The 16,819-nt window shown below is 71.3% G+C and carries 11 protein-coding genes and 1 tRNA gene; 4 read left to right on the top strand and 8 right to left on the bottom strand.

The features are described 5' to 3' along the window. The first annotated feature begins 8 nt into the window (after positions 1–8). The gene (locus ACIQ1J_RS04830) at positions 9–1,601 is read left to right on the top strand and encodes a protein kinase (RefSeq protein WP_403554127.1); all 1,593 of its coding nucleotides are present in this window, start codon (positions 9–11) and stop codon (positions 1,599–1,601) included. 13 nt (positions 1,602–1,614) lie between these two features. Here ACIQ1J_RS04830 and ACIQ1J_RS04825 read toward each other — a convergent pair whose 3' ends face one another. Together ACIQ1J_RS04825 and ACIQ1J_RS04820 are read right to left on the bottom strand one after the other, a co-directional pair. After that, complete coding sequence (locus tag ACIQ1J_RS04825) at positions 1,615–2,943, bottom strand: hypothetical protein (RefSeq protein WP_403554125.1); 1,329 nt, start codon at positions 2,941–2,943, stop codon at positions 1,615–1,617. 310 nt (positions 2,944–3,253) lie between these two features. Then, positions 3,254–3,382, bottom strand: a complete 129-nt coding sequence (locus ACIQ1J_RS04820; protein ID WP_003999697.1) for a DLW-39 family protein — start codon at positions 3,380–3,382, stop codon at positions 3,254–3,256. A gap of 338 nt (positions 3,383–3,720) precedes the next feature. Here ACIQ1J_RS04820 and ACIQ1J_RS04815 point away from each other — a divergent pair, with 338 nt between their 5' ends. Then, on the top strand, positions 3,721–4,095 hold the full coding sequence (locus ACIQ1J_RS04815; protein WP_403554123.1) for a DUF6344 domain-containing protein: 375 nt from the start codon (positions 3,721–3,723) through the stop codon (positions 4,093–4,095). Between the two features lie 267 nt (positions 4,096–4,362). Further along, entirely contained in the window at positions 4,363–5,130 is a 768-nt protein-coding gene (locus ACIQ1J_RS04810) for a glycosyltransferase family 2 protein (RefSeq protein ID WP_210960172.1), read from the top strand. Between the two features lie 82 nt (positions 5,131–5,212). Here the strand turns inward: ACIQ1J_RS04810 and ACIQ1J_RS04805 are convergent, their stop codons facing one another. After that, positions 5,213–6,130, bottom strand: a complete 918-nt coding sequence (locus tag ACIQ1J_RS04805; protein ID WP_403554121.1) for an FkbM family methyltransferase — start codon at positions 6,128–6,130, stop codon at positions 5,213–5,215. A 50-nt stretch (positions 6,131–6,180) separates the two neighbouring features. Then, complete coding sequence (locus ACIQ1J_RS04800; RefSeq protein WP_403554119.1) at positions 6,181–6,381, bottom strand: ferredoxin; 201 nt, start codon at positions 6,379–6,381, stop codon at positions 6,181–6,183. Positions 6,382–6,863: 482 nt separating this feature from the next. Here ACIQ1J_RS04800 and ACIQ1J_RS04795 point away from each other — a divergent pair, with 482 nt between their 5' ends. Further along, on the top strand, positions 6,864–11,012 hold the full coding sequence (locus ACIQ1J_RS04795) for a hypothetical protein (RefSeq protein WP_403554117.1): 4,149 nt from the start codon (positions 6,864–6,866) through the stop codon (positions 11,010–11,012). A gap of 180 nt (positions 11,013–11,192) precedes the next feature. Here ACIQ1J_RS04795 and ACIQ1J_RS04790 read toward each other — a convergent pair. The 4 genes from ACIQ1J_RS04790 to gyrB all read right to left on the bottom strand — a co-directional run bounded on the left by ACIQ1J_RS04790 (position 11,193) and on the right by gyrB (position 16,814). Beyond that, a tRNA-Ile gene (locus tag ACIQ1J_RS04790) sits at positions 11,193–11,269 on the bottom strand. A 100-nt stretch (positions 11,270–11,369) separates the two neighbouring features. After that, complete coding sequence (locus tag ACIQ1J_RS04785) at positions 11,370–12,098, bottom strand: DUF3566 domain-containing protein (RefSeq protein WP_210960085.1); 729 nt, start codon at positions 12,096–12,098, stop codon at positions 11,370–11,372. An 18-nt stretch (positions 12,099–12,116) separates the two neighbouring features. Further along, complete coding sequence (gene gyrA / locus ACIQ1J_RS04780; protein ID WP_403554115.1) at positions 12,117–14,711, bottom strand: DNA gyrase subunit A; 2,595 nt, start codon at positions 14,709–14,711, stop codon at positions 12,117–12,119. 42 nt (positions 14,712–14,753) lie between these two features. Continuing rightward, the gene (gene gyrB, locus ACIQ1J_RS04775; protein ID WP_403554113.1) at positions 14,754–16,814 is read right to left on the bottom strand and encodes a DNA topoisomerase (ATP-hydrolyzing) subunit B; all 2,061 of its coding nucleotides are present in this window, start codon (positions 16,812–16,814) and stop codon (positions 14,754–14,756) included. Positions 16,815–16,819 lie beyond the last annotated feature (5 nt).

The following is a 16,819-nucleotide window of genomic DNA, read 5'->3' as shown; positions in this document are numbered from 1 at the left end:
GCACAGCCATGGGTGAGGTCTTCGCGGGCCGGTACGAGCTGGTCGACCCGATCGGCCGGGGCGGGGTCGGTGCCGTCTGGCGCGCCTGGGACCACCGCCGCCGGCGGTACGTGGCGGCCAAGGTGCTCCAACAGCGGGACGCGCACTCGCTGCTGCGGTTCGTGCGCGAACAGGCGATGCGGATCGATCATCCCCATGTACTCGCGCCCGCGAGCTGGGCCGCCGACGACGACAAGGTCCTGTTCACCATGGACCTGGTCACGGGCGGTTCGCTCGTCCACCTGGTCGGGGACTACGGCCCCCTGCCGCCCGCCTTCGTCTGCATCCTCCTCGACCAGTTGCTCGCGGGCCTCGCGGCGGTGCACGCGGAGGACGTCGTACACCGTGACGTCAAGCCCGCCAACCTGCTGCTCGAAGCGACGGGGACGGGCCGGCCCCGGTTGCGGCTGTCCGACTTCGGCATCGCGATGCGGCTGGGCGAGCCCCGGCTGACGGAGACCAACCTCGTGGTGGGGACGCCGGGTTACCTGGCGCCGGAGCAGATGATGGGCGCGGAGCCGGACTTCCCGGCCGACCTGTTCGCCGTGGGCCTGGTCGCCCTGTACCTGCTGGAGGGGGCGAAGCCGGACGCCAAGGCGCTGGTGCAGTACTTCGCCGAGCACGGGACGCCGCCCGCGCCGCAGGGGATTCCCGAGCCGCTGTGGCAGGTCGTGGCGACACTGGTGCAGCCGGACCCACCGGCGAGGTTCCGCACCGCCACGGGGGCGCGCAAGGCGCTGGCCGCGGCGGCGGAGCTGCTGCCGGAGCCGGGACCCGACGACGAGCTGATCGAGATTTTCGACCAAGTCGGCCCGCTGCCCGAGGGGTTCGGGCCCGACGGGCCACTCGGGCGGGCCTCGGGCGTGGATGCCGCCCTGTCAGACCCACGGCGGCCGCTCGGCCCGGGATCGACGCCGGATGCCACGCCGTCGACTCCGGGCCGGACGCCGTCGACTCCGGGCCATACGCCGTCGGTCCCGGACGGCATGGAGGTCCCGGACCGCATGGGAGCCCCGGTCGGCATGGAGGTCCCGGACGGCATGGGAGCCCCGGTCGGCGTGGAGGTCCCGGACCGCATGGGAGCCCCGGTCGGCATGGAGGTCCCGGACGGCATGGGAGCCCCGGACCGTACGTCGTCCACCCCTGACGGCGCGCAGTCGGCGTCGTCTCCCGGGACCGCCGGGCCGTCCGCCATGTCGGAGACCGGCAGTTTCCATCTGCCGCCCCCGCAGCCGACCGTCACCTCCTCGCCCGCGCCCGGTCCCCAGCAGGCGCACGCATGGACACCGGACTTCCCGGGCAGCCCGCAGTACGCGCCCCCGTACGCGCCTCCGCTCCCCGCCCAGGCACTGACACCGTCCCCGGAGCAGCGAGCCGACGTCCCCACCGCCTCGTACACCGCTCGGAGCCCGCAGTCGCGTCCCCCTGCCCAGGCGTATCCGCAGCACCGCGCGGCACGGCGGCGTCGCCGCCCCGGTCCTCCGGCCAGGGTGGCCGTTCCGCTGCTGATCCTCGCGCTGGCCTGTTACGCCGTGGGCTTCTGGGCCCTGACCCGTATCTGAGCCGGGGCCTCGCCTAGGCCCTTCCCCGCCCGCGCCGCGCCGCCGCCGTCCACACCCCCAGGCCCATGAGCAGCAGGCTGCCGGTGCCGATCCCGCCCACGGCGACCGCCTTCATGGCGAGGTCGTCGCCCCCGCCGCCGCCCTCCGGCACGGCCTCACGGTCCCGTGCCGAGACCTCGAAGACGCCCTTCGGCTCGGGCTCCCCCGCGTACTCCGGGCCGGTCCGCGCCGCTCCCCCGAGCCGTACGCGCAGTGTCAGCCCGAAGGGGCCGTCGCCGAAGTCGTCGGCCACCTGTGCCGCGAGGTGCACCACGAGGTAGTAGGAGCCGGCGAACCGCATCGCGCCGGTCTGTCCGTCGGTGGCGTACCGGTTGGCGTAGGCCACCGGCGGCAGGGGAGCGAGAGCGACCGACGTCGGGCGCCCGGTGTACCCCCTCGCGGCGTCGTCGACCTCGCCGCGGACGGGGTTGTGCAGGGCCAGGTGCAGGGCGCTGGTGGCGTAGCCGGAGCCGTCGCCGGAGCTGCCGAGTTCGGCGGTCGCGTACAACTGGCGGCCCCAGTCGACCGGCACCTTGTAGAAGAGGGTCTGTCCGGGCCGGATGCCGTCACGCCAGACTCCCTGCCCGACGGGGGTGGCGTGGGCGAAGCCGCCGCCGCCCGGGCGCCGTTCGGGCTCGCCGGCGAGGGGGGCGGGGGAGGCGGAGTCCCAGGCGTCGGGCGCGGTGGTCGCGCCGGTCCGTTCCGGGCGGGGTTCGGTGACGGCGGTGAGCTCCAGGTCCCAGGCCCCCGGCGGGGAGTCCTCGGGCCGGGACCGCTCTACCGCGACGTAGTAGGTGCCGGGGTCCTGGCACCGGGTCTCGCCGGGGGCGATCTCGCGCATGCCCCGGGCCGTGACGGGTCGGGGGCTGCGGGCGGCGCCGAAGGTCGCGCTGTCGGACGAGCAGGAGCCGCCCTCGGCGTCCTGCACGGAGAGCCGGATGCCGTCGACGGCGGTGACCTCGCCGTCGGGGCCGGGTGCGGCGGTGACGGAGACGTAGGCGTCCGACGCCGCGTCGAGTTCGAGGCGGTAGTAGAGAGTGCCGCTTCTCGGCAGGGAACTGCGGTACGTGGTGCCGGGTTCCAGGCGTACTGCGTCCGAGGTGCCGCTCGCGCCCTCGATCCGCCGGGCGTCCTCGGTGAAGACGTAGCCGGGAGGCGTACCCGCCGCGAGCGACGCACCGGCGGGCAGGGCGGCGGTCGTGGCCAGTACGACGGTCACGACCGCCAGCCGCACGGGCGTACGCGGTCGGTCAGGCCCTGGTCCGCCACCCCCCGCAAGCCCCGCACGCCCCGCAAGCCCCATAAGCCCCGCACGCCCCGCACGCCCCAAAAGCCCCGCACGCCCTGATCCGCCACGCCCCGCCCCGGCGCCGCCCCGCCGAGCCGTACACCACCGCCCCATCACCCGCCACCCCTCGCGCTCACCGGCGCTGTTGCCGCCAACCGGACCGGACCGTGGCCCATCCTGCCGCGCGACCCCGCGCTTCCGCGCCCCCGCACGGAATCCCGGCAGCGGAAACCAGGCAACGCCATCCGGGCAACGGCATCCGGGCAACACAAAACCCCGACCGTATGACGGCCGGGGTCTGCTCAGGACCGGATGTCGGTCGTACTCACGAACCCGTGGGCACGGAGTCAGTCGCCTCCGTCCACAGATCCTGCTCGGCGCGATCCGCCTGGATCTGGCGGTACACGAGGAGCCCGCCGATGGCGGCCAGTGCGACCAGGAGAAGCTTCTTCACCGCGCTACCTCGTCTTTCCTTGACGTAGGGGACCTCTGGCGCCCGACTATACACACCGGCCGATACCGATCGGTGACCTGCGTCGGCGGCCAACTGCCCGCCGTCCGAGCCCAATAAGCACGGACGAAGCCGCTCCGATCGGAGGGTGATCACACCCTCACAGAACGCGAATTTTGCCCACCTCCCTCCCGTTTGGGCACCTTTTCCTACGCCTTGCGTCCATCCGGGTGGTGTTCATCTGAACATCGACGCGCCACGGGCGTCGGTCCACCACTTCGCGGCCCACATACACATCATGAGGAAAGTACGCAAATCGCCCAACCCGAAAGTGAGGGGTTATGGCCCGGAACAAGGTCATCACGCTGTGGACCACCATCGTCACCGCCTTCCTCGCGCTGTGCACGGCGCTCGGACTCATCACGACGACCGCCTCCGCGGCCGCACCGCAGACCGGAACGCACAGCAACACCGAGAGCGCCTCCCCCGAGGCGGCACCCGCGGCGGCGGCACCCTGGTCCTGGTCACGTACCGGCTCCCTGCCCCCCACGATGAAACAGCGCATCCGCGCCGAGGCCCACGGCAAGGCCCCCACCTGCCGCCACCGTCCGACCGCCGACGCCACCGCGACGTCCACCGACCTCCTGTGCGACGACACCGCAGAGGCTCCGGCCCGGCACGCCACCGCCCAGCACACCGAGCCGCTGCAACGCTGAGGTGTCCGGCGCGCGCACGGCACCCGCCGCGGCGCCCGCACCACCCGAACCCGACGTCACGGCGATCTGCGTACAGCACCACACGCGAGAAACGGCCCGGCCGCTCGACAGAGCAGCCGGGCCGCCGCCGTGTACGGGGACACCCGCCCCAACTCATCGGGACCTCTTGAGGAGTGGCTAGGCTGAAGCCGCATCACAACGGACAGGAACCGGTGAGTACCAGTGCCGAAGGCGTACGAAGTGATCGCGGACGACCCGAATGCCGCCGTGAACCGGCGCGTCGTCATCGTCACGGCCGTCCACGGCCCCTCGGCACCCTTCCTGCCGGAGACCTACGCGTCCCTGTGCGCGCAGGAGTTGCCCGCCGGCTGGGAGTGGCACTGGGTGATCCAGGAGGACGGGCGGACGGACGACGTCGGCCCGCACGTGCCCGACGACCCGCGCGTCGTCTTCCGGCAAGGACGGCCGGGACAGCGGGGCGGCCCGGGTGTGACCCGCACGATGGCCCTGTCCCACGCGGACGGCGAGTACGTGAAGACCCTGGACGCCGACGACCTGCTCCCGCCGGGGACCCTGGCCCGCGACCTGGCCGCCCTGGAGGCCGACCCGGCGCTCGGGTGGGCCACGTCGCGCGCCCTGGACCTGCTGCCCGACGGCTCGACGGCCGGTTTCCCGGGTGACCCGGAGCACGGGCCGATCGAGCGCGGAGCGGTGCTCGACCACTGGAAGGCGAACGACTACCGCGCCCAGGTCCACCCGGCGACACTCCTGGTACGGCGCGAACTGCTGCTCGCGCTCGGCGGCTGGATGGCCCTGCCGGCGTCCGAGGACACCGGCCTGCTGCTGGCGCTCAACTGCGTGAGCCGGGGGTGGTTCTCCGAAGAGGTGGGCCTGCTCTACCGCAAGTGGGAGGGCCAGGTGACCGGGCAGGCGGCCCATGCGGACCCCGCCGAACGCGAAGCCCGGATGGCGGTCGTGGAGGCCAGGGCGCGGGCGCTGGCGTCCTTCGGATGGCGTTTTCCGCCCGCTACCTGAGACTCCCGGCCCCCGCCCGTGCACCGGACGGGACGGCGCCGCGACGGCCGAGGGCTGTCGGGGCGGCGCCGGAACCGCCGGATCAGGGGAGTCTCTCCGCATCGACCCGGGAGAAGACCAGGTCGCTCTCCTCCACGACGGGCCCCCGCCACCGGACCGGCACGCCGGCCTCACCGCCCAGCGCCGGGGGATAGCTCTCGGGCGCGTAGTCGTTGGCCAGCCGGTAGACGTGGAAGCCCGCGTCGCGCATCACCGTCAGCAGTTCGCCGATGGAGTCCCCGAGCCGGGCCATGCGCTCGGGCGTCACCTCGACACTGATCTCCGCGTCGGGCCGCAGGCTGCCCAGCATCGGCGCCAGCCCGCGGACGACGCTCCCCTCCGCGCCCTCGACATCGATCTTGATCACCCGGGCGTTCGCGATCTCCGCCGGATCGAGGAGTTCCGGCAGCGGCCGGGCCTCGATCTCGAAGGTGGACTCCGCCGGGCCGTCGTAAGGGACGATGCTGTTCGCGCCCATGTTGCGTGAGCTGGCGAGGACGAAGGTCAGGGTCTTGTGGCCGTCCGAGACGGCGGCGTTGAGGGCGCGGATGTTCCCGCGGGCGTTGAGCCGGCCGTGCCGCACCAGACGGCGGTGGAAGACGGGGGAGGCCTCGATCGCCACGACACTGCCCCGGTCGCCGACGAGCCGCGACGCGAGAACGCTGAAGACACCGATGTTGGCCCCGACGTCGACGAAGCCGTCCCCCGGTCGCAGCCGGCGCCGCAGCCAGGCCGTCATGTGCGGCTCCCAGGTGCCGAACAGGTACAGGTACCGCTGGATCAGGTCCTGCGTGTCCACGGCGAACAGGTCGCCGGAGGGCACTGTGACGACCCGTCGGCGGGGGTGCTCGCGCAGATGGGGGTTGAGCCAGCGCGCGGCGAGCGCCGCCTTCCCGAACGTACCGGGGGCGGTCCGCACGTAACGGCTGCCGAGCGTGACCAGGACCTCGGACAGGGGCATGCGCGGACCTCGGGTACTCAGTGCTCCTGGGACGCTTCCGGCTCGGATGCTCAGTGCTCCCCCGTGATGGTGATGGTGATCGCGGCCGAGGGGCACCCCTCGGCCGCTTCGCGCACCCGTGGCGCGTCGACGTCGTACTCGCGTCCGGGTATCACGGCACCCAGGCCGTCGACCTTGGTGAAGACGGACGGGGCCCGGTGGACGCAGTCGCCGGAGCCGTAGCACTGCTCGGGGTCGACGGAGATCCTCATACACACTCCAGCGGCGCTCGAATCGGAGCCAACACGACGTGCCTGCCCGCGGATCGGCGCTCCGAACCCGCCCTGGCCGCTCGCCGGTCGGACCGGCGCTCGCGAGATCGTCCGGCGCCCCCGGAGCGCTGAGGACGAGGGCCGCCGGGCCCGTCGGCATGGTTCGGCACCGGTCCCTCCCCTCGTGGGGACCGGAGCCGAGCCATGCCGACGGCGTGTGGTACGCGGTACCGGACCGGATCGTGGAGGGCTGGGCCACCGAAAAAGCTGACCGAGAACGTTCGGCCGCACAGGGTGGCTCTCCGGGCGCCGGGCCGCTGACCTGTCCGGGTGTCGGGCGGGTGACTCGCCACTGCGACGTGATCCTGCCAGCTGAGGCCGCCGCCGGGGAGGTTCCGGTGCGGCGGCCATGACGTAGCCGCAGGTCAGGCGTATAGAGTGAGTTTTCCGGTCCGGACGTCCAGGTGCGGGGGAAGTAAGGAGTGGAGACCTTGAGTTTCGACTCAGGGGCACGCACGGCCTTCGCGGAACGTCTCGCTCTGCTGTACAGGGAGGCCGGCAACCCTCCCCTCAAACGTGTGTCCGAGGCGGTCGTCCGGCTCCAGCGGGTCGACGAAAGAGGACGGCCCGTACGGGTCTCCGCCCAGCGGATCAGCGACTGGCGGCGGGCCAGGAACGTACCCGCCCAGTTCCCCGCCCTCGCGGCGGTACTGCATGTGCTCATCCCCCTGGCGCGGCGCGCGCGACCCGCACCGGTGTCCGCGGGCCTGTACGACCTGACCCAGTGGCAGCGCCTGTGGGACCGGGCGGTGACCGACCCGACCGGCGAACGCCCCGCGCCGTCCGCCGCGGACGAGGAACACCCCCCGGCCGAGGCTGCCCCGGCCGTCCCCGGCGGTGTCTGTCCCTACCGCGGTCTGGCCGCGTACCGCCAGCAGGACGCCGACTGGTTCTTCGGGCGGGAGCGGAGCACGGACGCTCTCGTCGCGCAGCTCCGCGCGGCGGAGGGCTCGGGCGGCCTGGTCATGCTCGTAGGCGCCTCCGGGGCGGGAAAGTCCTCCCTGCTGAACGCCGGTCTGGTGCCCGCCCTGCGAAAGGGCGCGCTGGGCGGCGGGGATGGCGGGGGTGGTAGGGGTGGTGGGGACGCAGGGCCCGGCCGGCCGAGGGACGTACTCCAGCTCGTACCGGGAGGCGATCCGCTCGGGGAGCTGACCCGGCGGATACCCGAACTCGCGCCCGTCGTGGCGCGATCGGGCACTCCGGACGCTCCGGAGAACGCGCGGGCGGCCAGGGACGCCTTCGCGGCGTGGGCCCGCGGCAGAGCGGAAGCGGCGACGGAACCGGAAGCCGAAGCGGCAGCGGAGGCGGAACCGGTGGCGGAGGCGGTGGCGGTGGCGGAACCGGTGGCGGAACCGGTGGCGGGAGCGGCTTCGCCAGTGGCAGCCCGTCCGGTCGTCATCGTGGACCAGTTCGAGGAGATCTTCACCCTCTGCGCCGACGATTCGGACCGGCGCGTGTTCGTCCAGCTCCTCCAGGCCGCCTGCGCGCCCGGCGGTCCGGGAGACCCGGCGCCCGTGCTCGTGGCCCTCGGCGTACGCGCGGACTTCTACGAGCAGTGCCTGCGCCATCCCGAGCTGGCCGACGCGCTGCAGCACCGGCACATGGTGCTGGGGCCGCTGACCACCGCGGAACTGCGCGAGGCGGTGAACGGCCCGGCCCGTGCCGTGGGCATGGAGCTCGAACCGGGACTCGCGGAGCTGATCATCCGGGAGGTGAGCACCGGCGGCCCGCGCGGCGCTCACGACGCGGGCGTGCTGCCGCTCCTCTCCCACGCCCTGCTCGCCACCTGGCAGCGCCGCAAGGCGGGTCGGCTGACGCTGGCCGGGTACCGCGCGGCCGGCGGGATCCAGGGAGCGGTGGCGGCGACCGCCGAGCGGGCCTGGTCGGACCTCGACCCGGCGGCGCGCACGGCCGCACGGCTGCTCCTGCTCAGGCTGGTCCGGGTGAGCGAGGACACCCAGGCCACCCGCAGGCGGGGCACCCGACGCCGGCTGGCACACGAGTCGAGGGACCCCGGCAAGACGGAGGAGTCGCTCGAAGCGCTGGTGCGCGCCCGGCTGGTGACGCTCGACGCGGAGACCGTGGAGATCACCCATGAGGCGCTGCTCCACGCCTGGCCGCGCCTGCGCGACTGGATCGACGAGGACCGCACCGGCAACCTGCTGCGCCAGCGGCTGGAGGAGGACGGCCGGGCCTGGGAGGAGTCGGACCGCGACCCCTCCCTCCTCTACCGGGGTTCCCGGCTGGAGCGGGCCCGCGGCTGGGCGGAGTCGGCCGACGGCACCTTTCTGACCCGGAGCGCGGTGGACTTCCTGGCCGCCGCGGTCAGGCTGCGCAAGCGCTCCGTCCTGATCAGTCGTGCCGCGGTGTCGGCCCTGGTCGTCCTGGCGATCGTGGCGGTCGGTTCGGCGGTGGTCGCCTGGCAGCAGCGCAACGACGCCGTGTTCGAGCAGGTGGTGGCCGAGGCGGACCGGGTCCAGTACACGGACCCGTCGCTGTCGGCCCAGCTCGACCTGGCGGCGCACCGCCTGCGGCCGGACGACGAGGGCGTGCGGAACCGGCTGATCTCGATCGTCAACGCGCCCTTGGCCACACCGCTCCTCGGGCACACCGGCGCCGTCTACCTCACCTCCTTCAGCCCGGACGGGCAGACCCTGGCTACGGCGAGCTACGACCGGACGGTGCGGCTGTGGGACGTGTCGGACCCCGCACGTCCCGAACCGCTGGGCAAACCGCTCACCGGCCACACGAGCTGGGTCAGCTCCGCGGTGTTCAGCCCGGACGGCCGCACCCTGGCCGGCGCCTCCGACGACGGCACGATCCGGCTCTGGGACATCGGCGACCTCAGCCGCCCGCGCCCGCTCGGTGCCCCCCTGACCGGTCACGGCGGCACCGTCTACCTGCTCGCGTTCAGCCCGGACGGCCGGACGCTGGCCTCCGCCCACGACGACCACGCCGTGCGGCTGTGGGACGTGGCCGACCCGCGCCGGCCGAAGGCGCTGGACACGCTGACGGGTCCCGGCGCGGCGGTGCGCTCGGTCGCGTTCAGCCTCGACGGCCGGACGCTGGCGGCAGGCGGCAACGACGACACGGTCCGGCTGTGGAACGTCACCGACCCCCAGTCCGCGACGCCCATCGGCGAACCGCTGGCCGGTCACACCGGACTGGTGCACTCCGTGGCCTTCAGCCCCGACGGCCACACGCTCGCCACCGGCAGCGAGGACGACACCGTACGGCTCTGGGACGTGACCGATCCACGCGACGCGGCACGCATCGGCTCGCCGCTGACCGGCCACACCGGCCCCATCTGGTCCGTGGCCTTCAGTCCCGACGGGGACATGCTCGCCGCGAGCAGCGCGGACAGCACGGCGAGCCTCTGGAACGTCAGCGACCCGGCCTACCCGTCCCAGATCGGCATGCCCCTCGCGGGAAGCAGCGGAGAGATGTACGCCCTCGGCTTCAGCCCCGACGGCCGCACGCTCGCCACCGGCAGCGGGGACAGCAAGGTCCGCCTGTGGTCGCTGCCGACGTCGGACATGATCGGCCGCAACGGAGCGTTCCGCCCGGACGGTCACGTACTGGCCACCGCGGCGCGCGACGGCCGGGTCCGTCTGTGGAACGTGACGAATCCCGGCCGGCCCGTGTCACTGGGCGAGCCCTTCCGCCCGGCGGAGGGCGACGTACGCTCCCTCGTGTTCTCCCCGGACGGCGACACCCTCGCGGTGCTGACGGGAAGCAGCGCGTTACAGCTGTGGGACGTCACGGACCCGGCCCGGCCCACCGCCCACGGGCCACCCGTGGTGCTCCGCACCCGCTACGCGGGCCCCGAGGCCCTGGCGTTCAGCCCGGACGGCCGCACGCTGGCCACGGCCTACGACGACCGCACCGTCCAGCTGTGGAACGCCGGCGACCCGTCCCGCCCCCGCCCGCTCGGCAAGCCGCTCACCGGTCACACGGGATACGTCAACACCCTCGCCTTCAGCCCGGACGGCCGCACGCTGGCCAGTGGCAGCGCGGACGACACCGTACGGCTCTGGGACGTGAGCGACCCCCGTCACGCCGCCCGGCTCGGCGCCCCCCGTACGGGACACCTCGGCCCCGTCAACGCGCTGGCCTACAGCCCGGACGGCCATACGCTGGCCAGCGGCAGCGACGACGGCACGGTCAGGCTCTGGGAGGTCACCGATCCCCGCGAAGCGGCCCCACCGGACTCCACGCTCGCCGGCCACACCGATTCGGTGGTGTCGCTGACGTTCAGCCGGGACGGCGACACCCTGTCCAGTGGCGCCAACGACAACACGGTCCGGCTCTGGGACGTCCACGCCCCCGCCGGGGCCGCTCCCATCGGGGAGTCGATGAGCCCCAACGCCAAGACGGGCGGCTTCCTGTCCTTCAGCCCCGTCAGCCACATGCTCGGGGTGTCCAGCGGCACTGACACCGTACGGCTGTGGAACCTCGATGTGGACGACGCCATCGACCGCATCTGCTCGGCCACCCAAGGCGTGCTGACCAAGGAGAAGTGGCACGAGTACCTGCCGCGCCTGTCGTACGAGCGCCCGTGCGATGGGTGAATGTCTCCCGCCACGCACCCGGCCTTGTTAGCCTTGGCCACAGCCCGACCGCTGGCGCATCCCCCGTCGCCAGCGGTCGGGCGTTGTCGTCACCGGAGACACCTGGAAACACCGGAGACACCTGGGCACACCTGGAGACGCGAAAGACCCCCAGTCGCTACCGACTGGGGGTCTTCTCGCTGGTGGGGCTAACAGGATTTGAACCTGTGGCCTCATCCTTATCAGGGATGCGCTCTAACCAACTGAGCTATAGCCCCGCCGCGCTCTGCGGTGTATGTCCCGCGCGCTGACCCCTGAAGATTAGCGCACGAGGCGGGCAGTCCCAAAATCGGTTGTCGCGAGACCGGCGAGCGACGATCACTCGTCCTCGGCGAGCGTAAGCTCCACGCCCCCGACGAAGCCGGCGGACAGGTTGTAGATGAACGCGCCGAGCGTGGCGAGCGCCGTCGCGAGGACGACGTCCACGACCGCGATGACCGTCGCGAACAGCAGGACGTTGGGCAGCGACAGGAACGACTGCAGGTCGAAACCGTTGGACTCGTTCGAGCCGGTCGCCTCGGAGATCGTGCCGCCGACGGTCGAGAAGACGCCCATGGCGTCCATGACCATCCACAGCACGGCGGACGCGACGATCGTGCAGATGCCGAGCGCGATGGAGAGCAGGAAGCTGACCTTCATCACCGACCACGGGTCGGCCTTCGCCACGCGCAGGCGTGCCTTGCGGACGCGGGGCGTGGTGCGGGCGCCGGTGCGCGGGCGGCGCACGGCGGCGGCCGCGTTGCCGCCCTGGGTCTGGTAGGCCTGCGGCGGGTGGTACGGCCCGCCGGGCTGCTGGGGCTGCCGTTCTCCCGGCAGCGGCGAGGCCGCCTGCTGTGTCTGCTGGCCTCGGGTGTCCGTCACAGTTCCCCCCTGGGATCCATGCGTCTTGGACGAGCTCGCCGAGCGGGAGTCGGACGCGTCGTCGTCGATCTTGCGCAGTTGAGTCGTGTGCGAATCCGTCGCACGCGCGGCGGAGCCACGGCCGCCGCCGTCCGTTTCCGTACCCCTGGAGGTACCGGCCGACCCGGCGCCCGTGGCTCCGCTCACGATGACTCTCTCCTCGTGCTACTCGGCCGAGGGCGCCTCACCCTCGTCCGTGCCGGTGGTCGCGGCACCTTCGGCGGTCTCGTCGACGACCACATCGCCGTCGACCTCCTCCGCCTCGCGTCCCGCCTCGGCGTTGCGTGCGATGCCGACGACGGCATCGCGCTTGCCCAGATTGATCAGTTGGACGCCCATGGTGTCACGGCCCGTCTCCCTGACCCCGCTGACTCGCGTACGAATCACACCGCCCGAGAGGGTGATGGCGAGGATTTCGTCGTGCTCCTCGACCACCAGCGCGCCCACGAGCGATCCACGGTCCTCGACGATCTTGGCAGCCTTGATGCCGAGGCCGCCGCGGCCCTGGACGCGGTACTCGTCGACAGAGGTCCGCTTCGCGTACCCGCCGTCGGTTGCAGTGAACACGAACGTACCGGCTCGAACAACATTCATCGAGAGCAGCTGGTCCCCTTCACGGAAACTCATGCCCTTCACGCCCGAGGTGGCACGCCCCATGGGCCGCAGCGTGTCGTCCGAGGCGGTGAACCTGATCGACTGCGCCTTCTTGCTGATCAGCAGCAGATCGTCGTCGGCCGAGACGAGTTCGGCTCCGATCAGCTCGTCGTCGGAACCGTCCGCCTGCTCACGCAGGTTGATGGCGATCACGCCGCCCGAGCGCGGCGAGTCGTAGTCCTTCAGCGGCGTCTTCTTCACCAGGCCCGCCTTGGTCGCCAGGACCAGGTAGGGCACCGCCTCGTAGTCGCGGATCGCGCGGATCTGGGCGATCGACTCGTCCGGCTGGAAGGCCAGCAGGTTCGCCACGTGCTGGCCGCGCGCGTCCCGTCCTGCGTCGGGCAGCTCGTACGCCTTCGCCCGGTAGACCCTGCCCTTGTTGGTGAAGAACAGCAGCCAGTGGTGCGTGGTGGACACGAAGAAGTGGTTGACGATGTCGTCTTCCTTGAGCTTCGTGCCGCGTACGCCCTTGCCGCCGCGCTTCTGGGCCCGGTAGTCGTCGGTCTTGGTGCGCTTGATGTAGCCGCCCCGCGTGACCGTGACGACGATGTCCTCTTCGGCGATCAGGTCCTCGATGGACATGTCGCCCTCGTACGGGATCAGCTTGGTCTTGCGGTCGTCGCCGTACTTCTCGACGAGCGCGGTCAGCTCCTCGCCGACGATTCCGCGCTGGCGGGCCGGGGAGGAGAGGATCTCGTTGTACTGGGTGATCTTCGCCTGGAGCTCGTCGTGCTCCCGGACGATCTTCTGGCGCTCCAGCGCCGCCAGGCGGCGCAGCTGCATCTCCAGGATCGCGTTGGCCTGGATCTCGTCGATGACGAGAAGGTCCATCAGGCCGCCGCGCGCGATCTCGACGGTGTCGCTACGCCGGATCAGCGCGATGACCTCGTCGATGGCGTCCAGGGCCTTGAGCAGGCCGCGCAGGATGTGCGCCCGCTCCTCGGCCTTGCGCAGGCGGAACTTGGTACGCCGGACGATGACCTCGATCTGGTGGTTCACCCAGTGCCGGATGAACGCGTCCAGGGAGAGGGTGCGCGGCACGCCGTCGACCAGGGCCAGCATGTTGGCGCTGAAGTTCGACTGCAGGTCGGTGTGCTTGTACAGGTTGTTCAGGACGACCTTGGCGACCGCGTCCCGCTTCAGCACGATGACCAGGCGCTGACCGGTGCGGGACGACGTCTCGTCACGGACGTCCGCGATGCCGCCGATCTTGCCGTCCTTCACCAGGTCGGCGATCTTCTGCGCGAGGTTGTCGGGGTTGGTCTGGTACGGCAGCTCCGTGACCACCAGGCACTGGCGGTTCTGGATCTCCTCGACCTCGACGACCGCGCGCATGGTGATCGAGCCACGCCCGGTGCGGTAGGCCTCCTCGATGCCGTTGCGGCCCACCACCAGCGCGCCGGTCGGGAAGTCGGGACCCTTGATGCGCTCGATGAGCGCGTCCAGCAGTTCCTCGTGCGAGGCCTCGTAGTTCTCCAGGTACCACTGGGCGCCGGCCGCGACCTCGCGCAGGTTGTGCGGCGGGATGTTGGTCGCCATGCCGACCGCGATCCCGGCCGAGCCGTTGATCAGCAGGTTCGGGAAGCGGGCGGGCAGGACGGTCGGCTCCTGGGAGCGGCCGTCGTAGTTGTCCGTGAAGTCGACGGTCTCCTCGTCGATGTCACGGACCATCTCCATGGCCAGCGGCGCCATCTTGCACTCGGTGTACCGCATGGCCGCCGCCGGGTCGTTGCCCGGCGAACCGAAGTTGCCGTTGGAGTCGACGAGCGGCATCCGCATCGACCACGGCTGGGCGAGGCGGACCAGGGCGTCGTAGATGGAGCTGTCGCCGTGCGGGTGGTAATTGCCCATGACGTCGCCGACGACGCGGGCGCACTTGTAGAAGCCGCGCTCGGGGCGGTACCCGCCGTCGTACATGGCGTACAGCACGCGGCGGTGCACGGGCTTGAGGCCGTCGCGGACGTCGGGCAGCGCACGCGAGACGATGACGGACATCGCGTAGTCGAGGTAGGAGCGCTGCATCTCCGTCTCGAGCCCGACGGGCTCGACACGCATCGCCAAAGCGTCACCCTCGGGCGTCGTCACAGGAGTGTTCTCGTCGGTCATTGCTGGTGAAGGTCCTTCCTGGTGCGGTCAGCTGAGACCGACTCAGATGTCGAGGAAGCGGACGTCCTTGGCGTTGCGCTGGATGAACGCGCGCCGGGCCTCGACGTCCTCGCCCATCAGCACCGAGAACAGGTCGTCGGCCTGCGCGGCGTCGTCGAGCGTGACCTGGCCGAGCACGCGGTGCTCCTGGTCCATGGTCGTGATGCGCAGCTCCTCGGCGTTCATCTCGCCGAGGCCCTTGAAGCGCTGCACGGAGTCCTCACGGATGCGCTTGCCGGCGTTGCGGCCCATATCGATCAGCGCGTCGCGCTCGCGGTCCGAGTACGCGTACTCGAAGTCGTCCCGTCCCCACTTGATCTTGTAGAGCGGCGGGCGGGACAGGTACACGTGCCCGGCCTCGACCAGCGGCCGCATGAAGCGGAACAGGAAGGTCAGCAGCAGGGTGTTGATGTGCTGGCCGTCGACGTCGGCGTCCGCCATCAGAATGATCTTGTGATAGCGGAGCTTCTCGATGTCGAAGTCCTCGTGCACACCCGTGCCGAACGCGGAGATCATCGCCTGGATCTCCTGGTTCTGCAGGATCCGGTCGATGCGCGCCTTCTCGACGTTGAGGATCTTGCCGCGGATCGGGAGGATCGCCTGGTACTGCGGGTTCCGGCCGGACTTGGCGGAGCCGCCGGCGGAGTCGCCCTCGACGATGAAGATCTCGCACTTGATCGGGTCGTTCGACTGGCAGTCGGACAGCTTGCCCGGCAGCGACGCCGTCTCCAGCAGACCCTTACGACGCGTCAGGTCACGGGCCTTGCGGGCCGCCACGCGCGCGGTGGCCGCCTGGATGCCCTTGCGGATGATGTCCGCCGCCTCGTTCGGATTGCGGTCGAGCCAGTCGGCCAGGTGCTCGTAGACCACCCGCTGGACGAAGGTCTTGACCTCCGTGTTGCCCAGCTTGGTCTTGGTCTGGCCCTCGAACTGCGGCTCGCCCAGCTTCACCGAGATGATCGCCGTCAGACCCTCGCGGATGTCGTCACCCGTGAGGTTGTCGTCCTTCTCGCGCAGCAGGCGCTTGTCGCGCGCGTACTTGTTGATGAGCGAGGTGAGCGCCGCACGGAAGCCCTCCTCGTGCGTACCGCCCTCGTGCGTGTGGATGATGTTGGCGAAGGAGTACACGCCCTCCGTGTAGCCGCCGTTCCACTGCATCGCGATCTCGAGGGACAGGCTCTTGTCCTTGTCCTCGGCCTCGAGATCGATCACGGTGGGGTGCACCAGCTCTCCCTTGCGGGAGTTGAGGTACTTCACGAAGTCGACGATGCCGCCCTCGTAGTAGTACGAGACGGTCTTGACCTCGTGCTTCTCGTCCTCGCCCGCCTCGTCCGCGCCGGCGGTGGCCTTCGCCGACTCGCGCTCGTCGGTGAGGTTGATCCTCAGGCCCTTGTTGAGGAAGGCCATCTCCTGGAAGCGCCGGGAGAGCGTTTCGAAGGAGTAGTCGGTGCTCTCGAAGATGTCACCGTCGGCCCAGAAGGTGACCGAGGTGCCGGTCTCCTCGGTGGCCTCGTGCCGAGCCAGCGGCGCCGTGGGGACGCCCAGCTTGTAGTCCTGCGTCCAGCGGTAGCCCTCGGTCCTGACCTCTACGGCGACCCTCGTGGAGAGGGCGTTGACGACGGAGACACCCACGCCGTGCAGACCGCCGGAGACCGCGTAACCGCCGCCGCCGAACTTGCCGCCCGCGTGCAGCACGGTCAGCACGACCTCGACGGCGGGCTTGCCCTCGGAGGGGACGATGCCCACCGGGATGCCGCGGCCGTTGTCGACGACCCGGACGCCGCCGTCGGCGAGGATGGTGACGTCGACGGTGTCCGCGTGACCGGCCAGCGCCTCGTCGACGGAGTTGTCCACGACCTCCTGCACCAGGTGGTGCAGGCCACGTTCACCGGTCGAGCCGATATACATACCGGGTCGCTTGCGGACCGCGTCCAGACCCTCGAGGACGGTGATGGCACTGGCGTCGTACGAGGCGGGCGCCTCGGCGTTCGAGGTGCTCACCGCGTCGTTCACGCCGGTGTCGGTGGACGGGTTGTTCTCGTTGGGGTTGCCGGAATCGGCCACGAAGC

This window comes from Streptomyces sp. NPDC097107 (assembly GCF_044762405.1).
Classification (GTDB): domain Bacteria; phylum Actinomycetota; class Actinomycetes; order Streptomycetales; family Streptomycetaceae; genus Streptomyces; species Streptomyces thinghirensis.
Note: the sequence above shows the minus strand (reverse complement) of the source record. Positions and strands in the feature narration are given on the sequence as shown.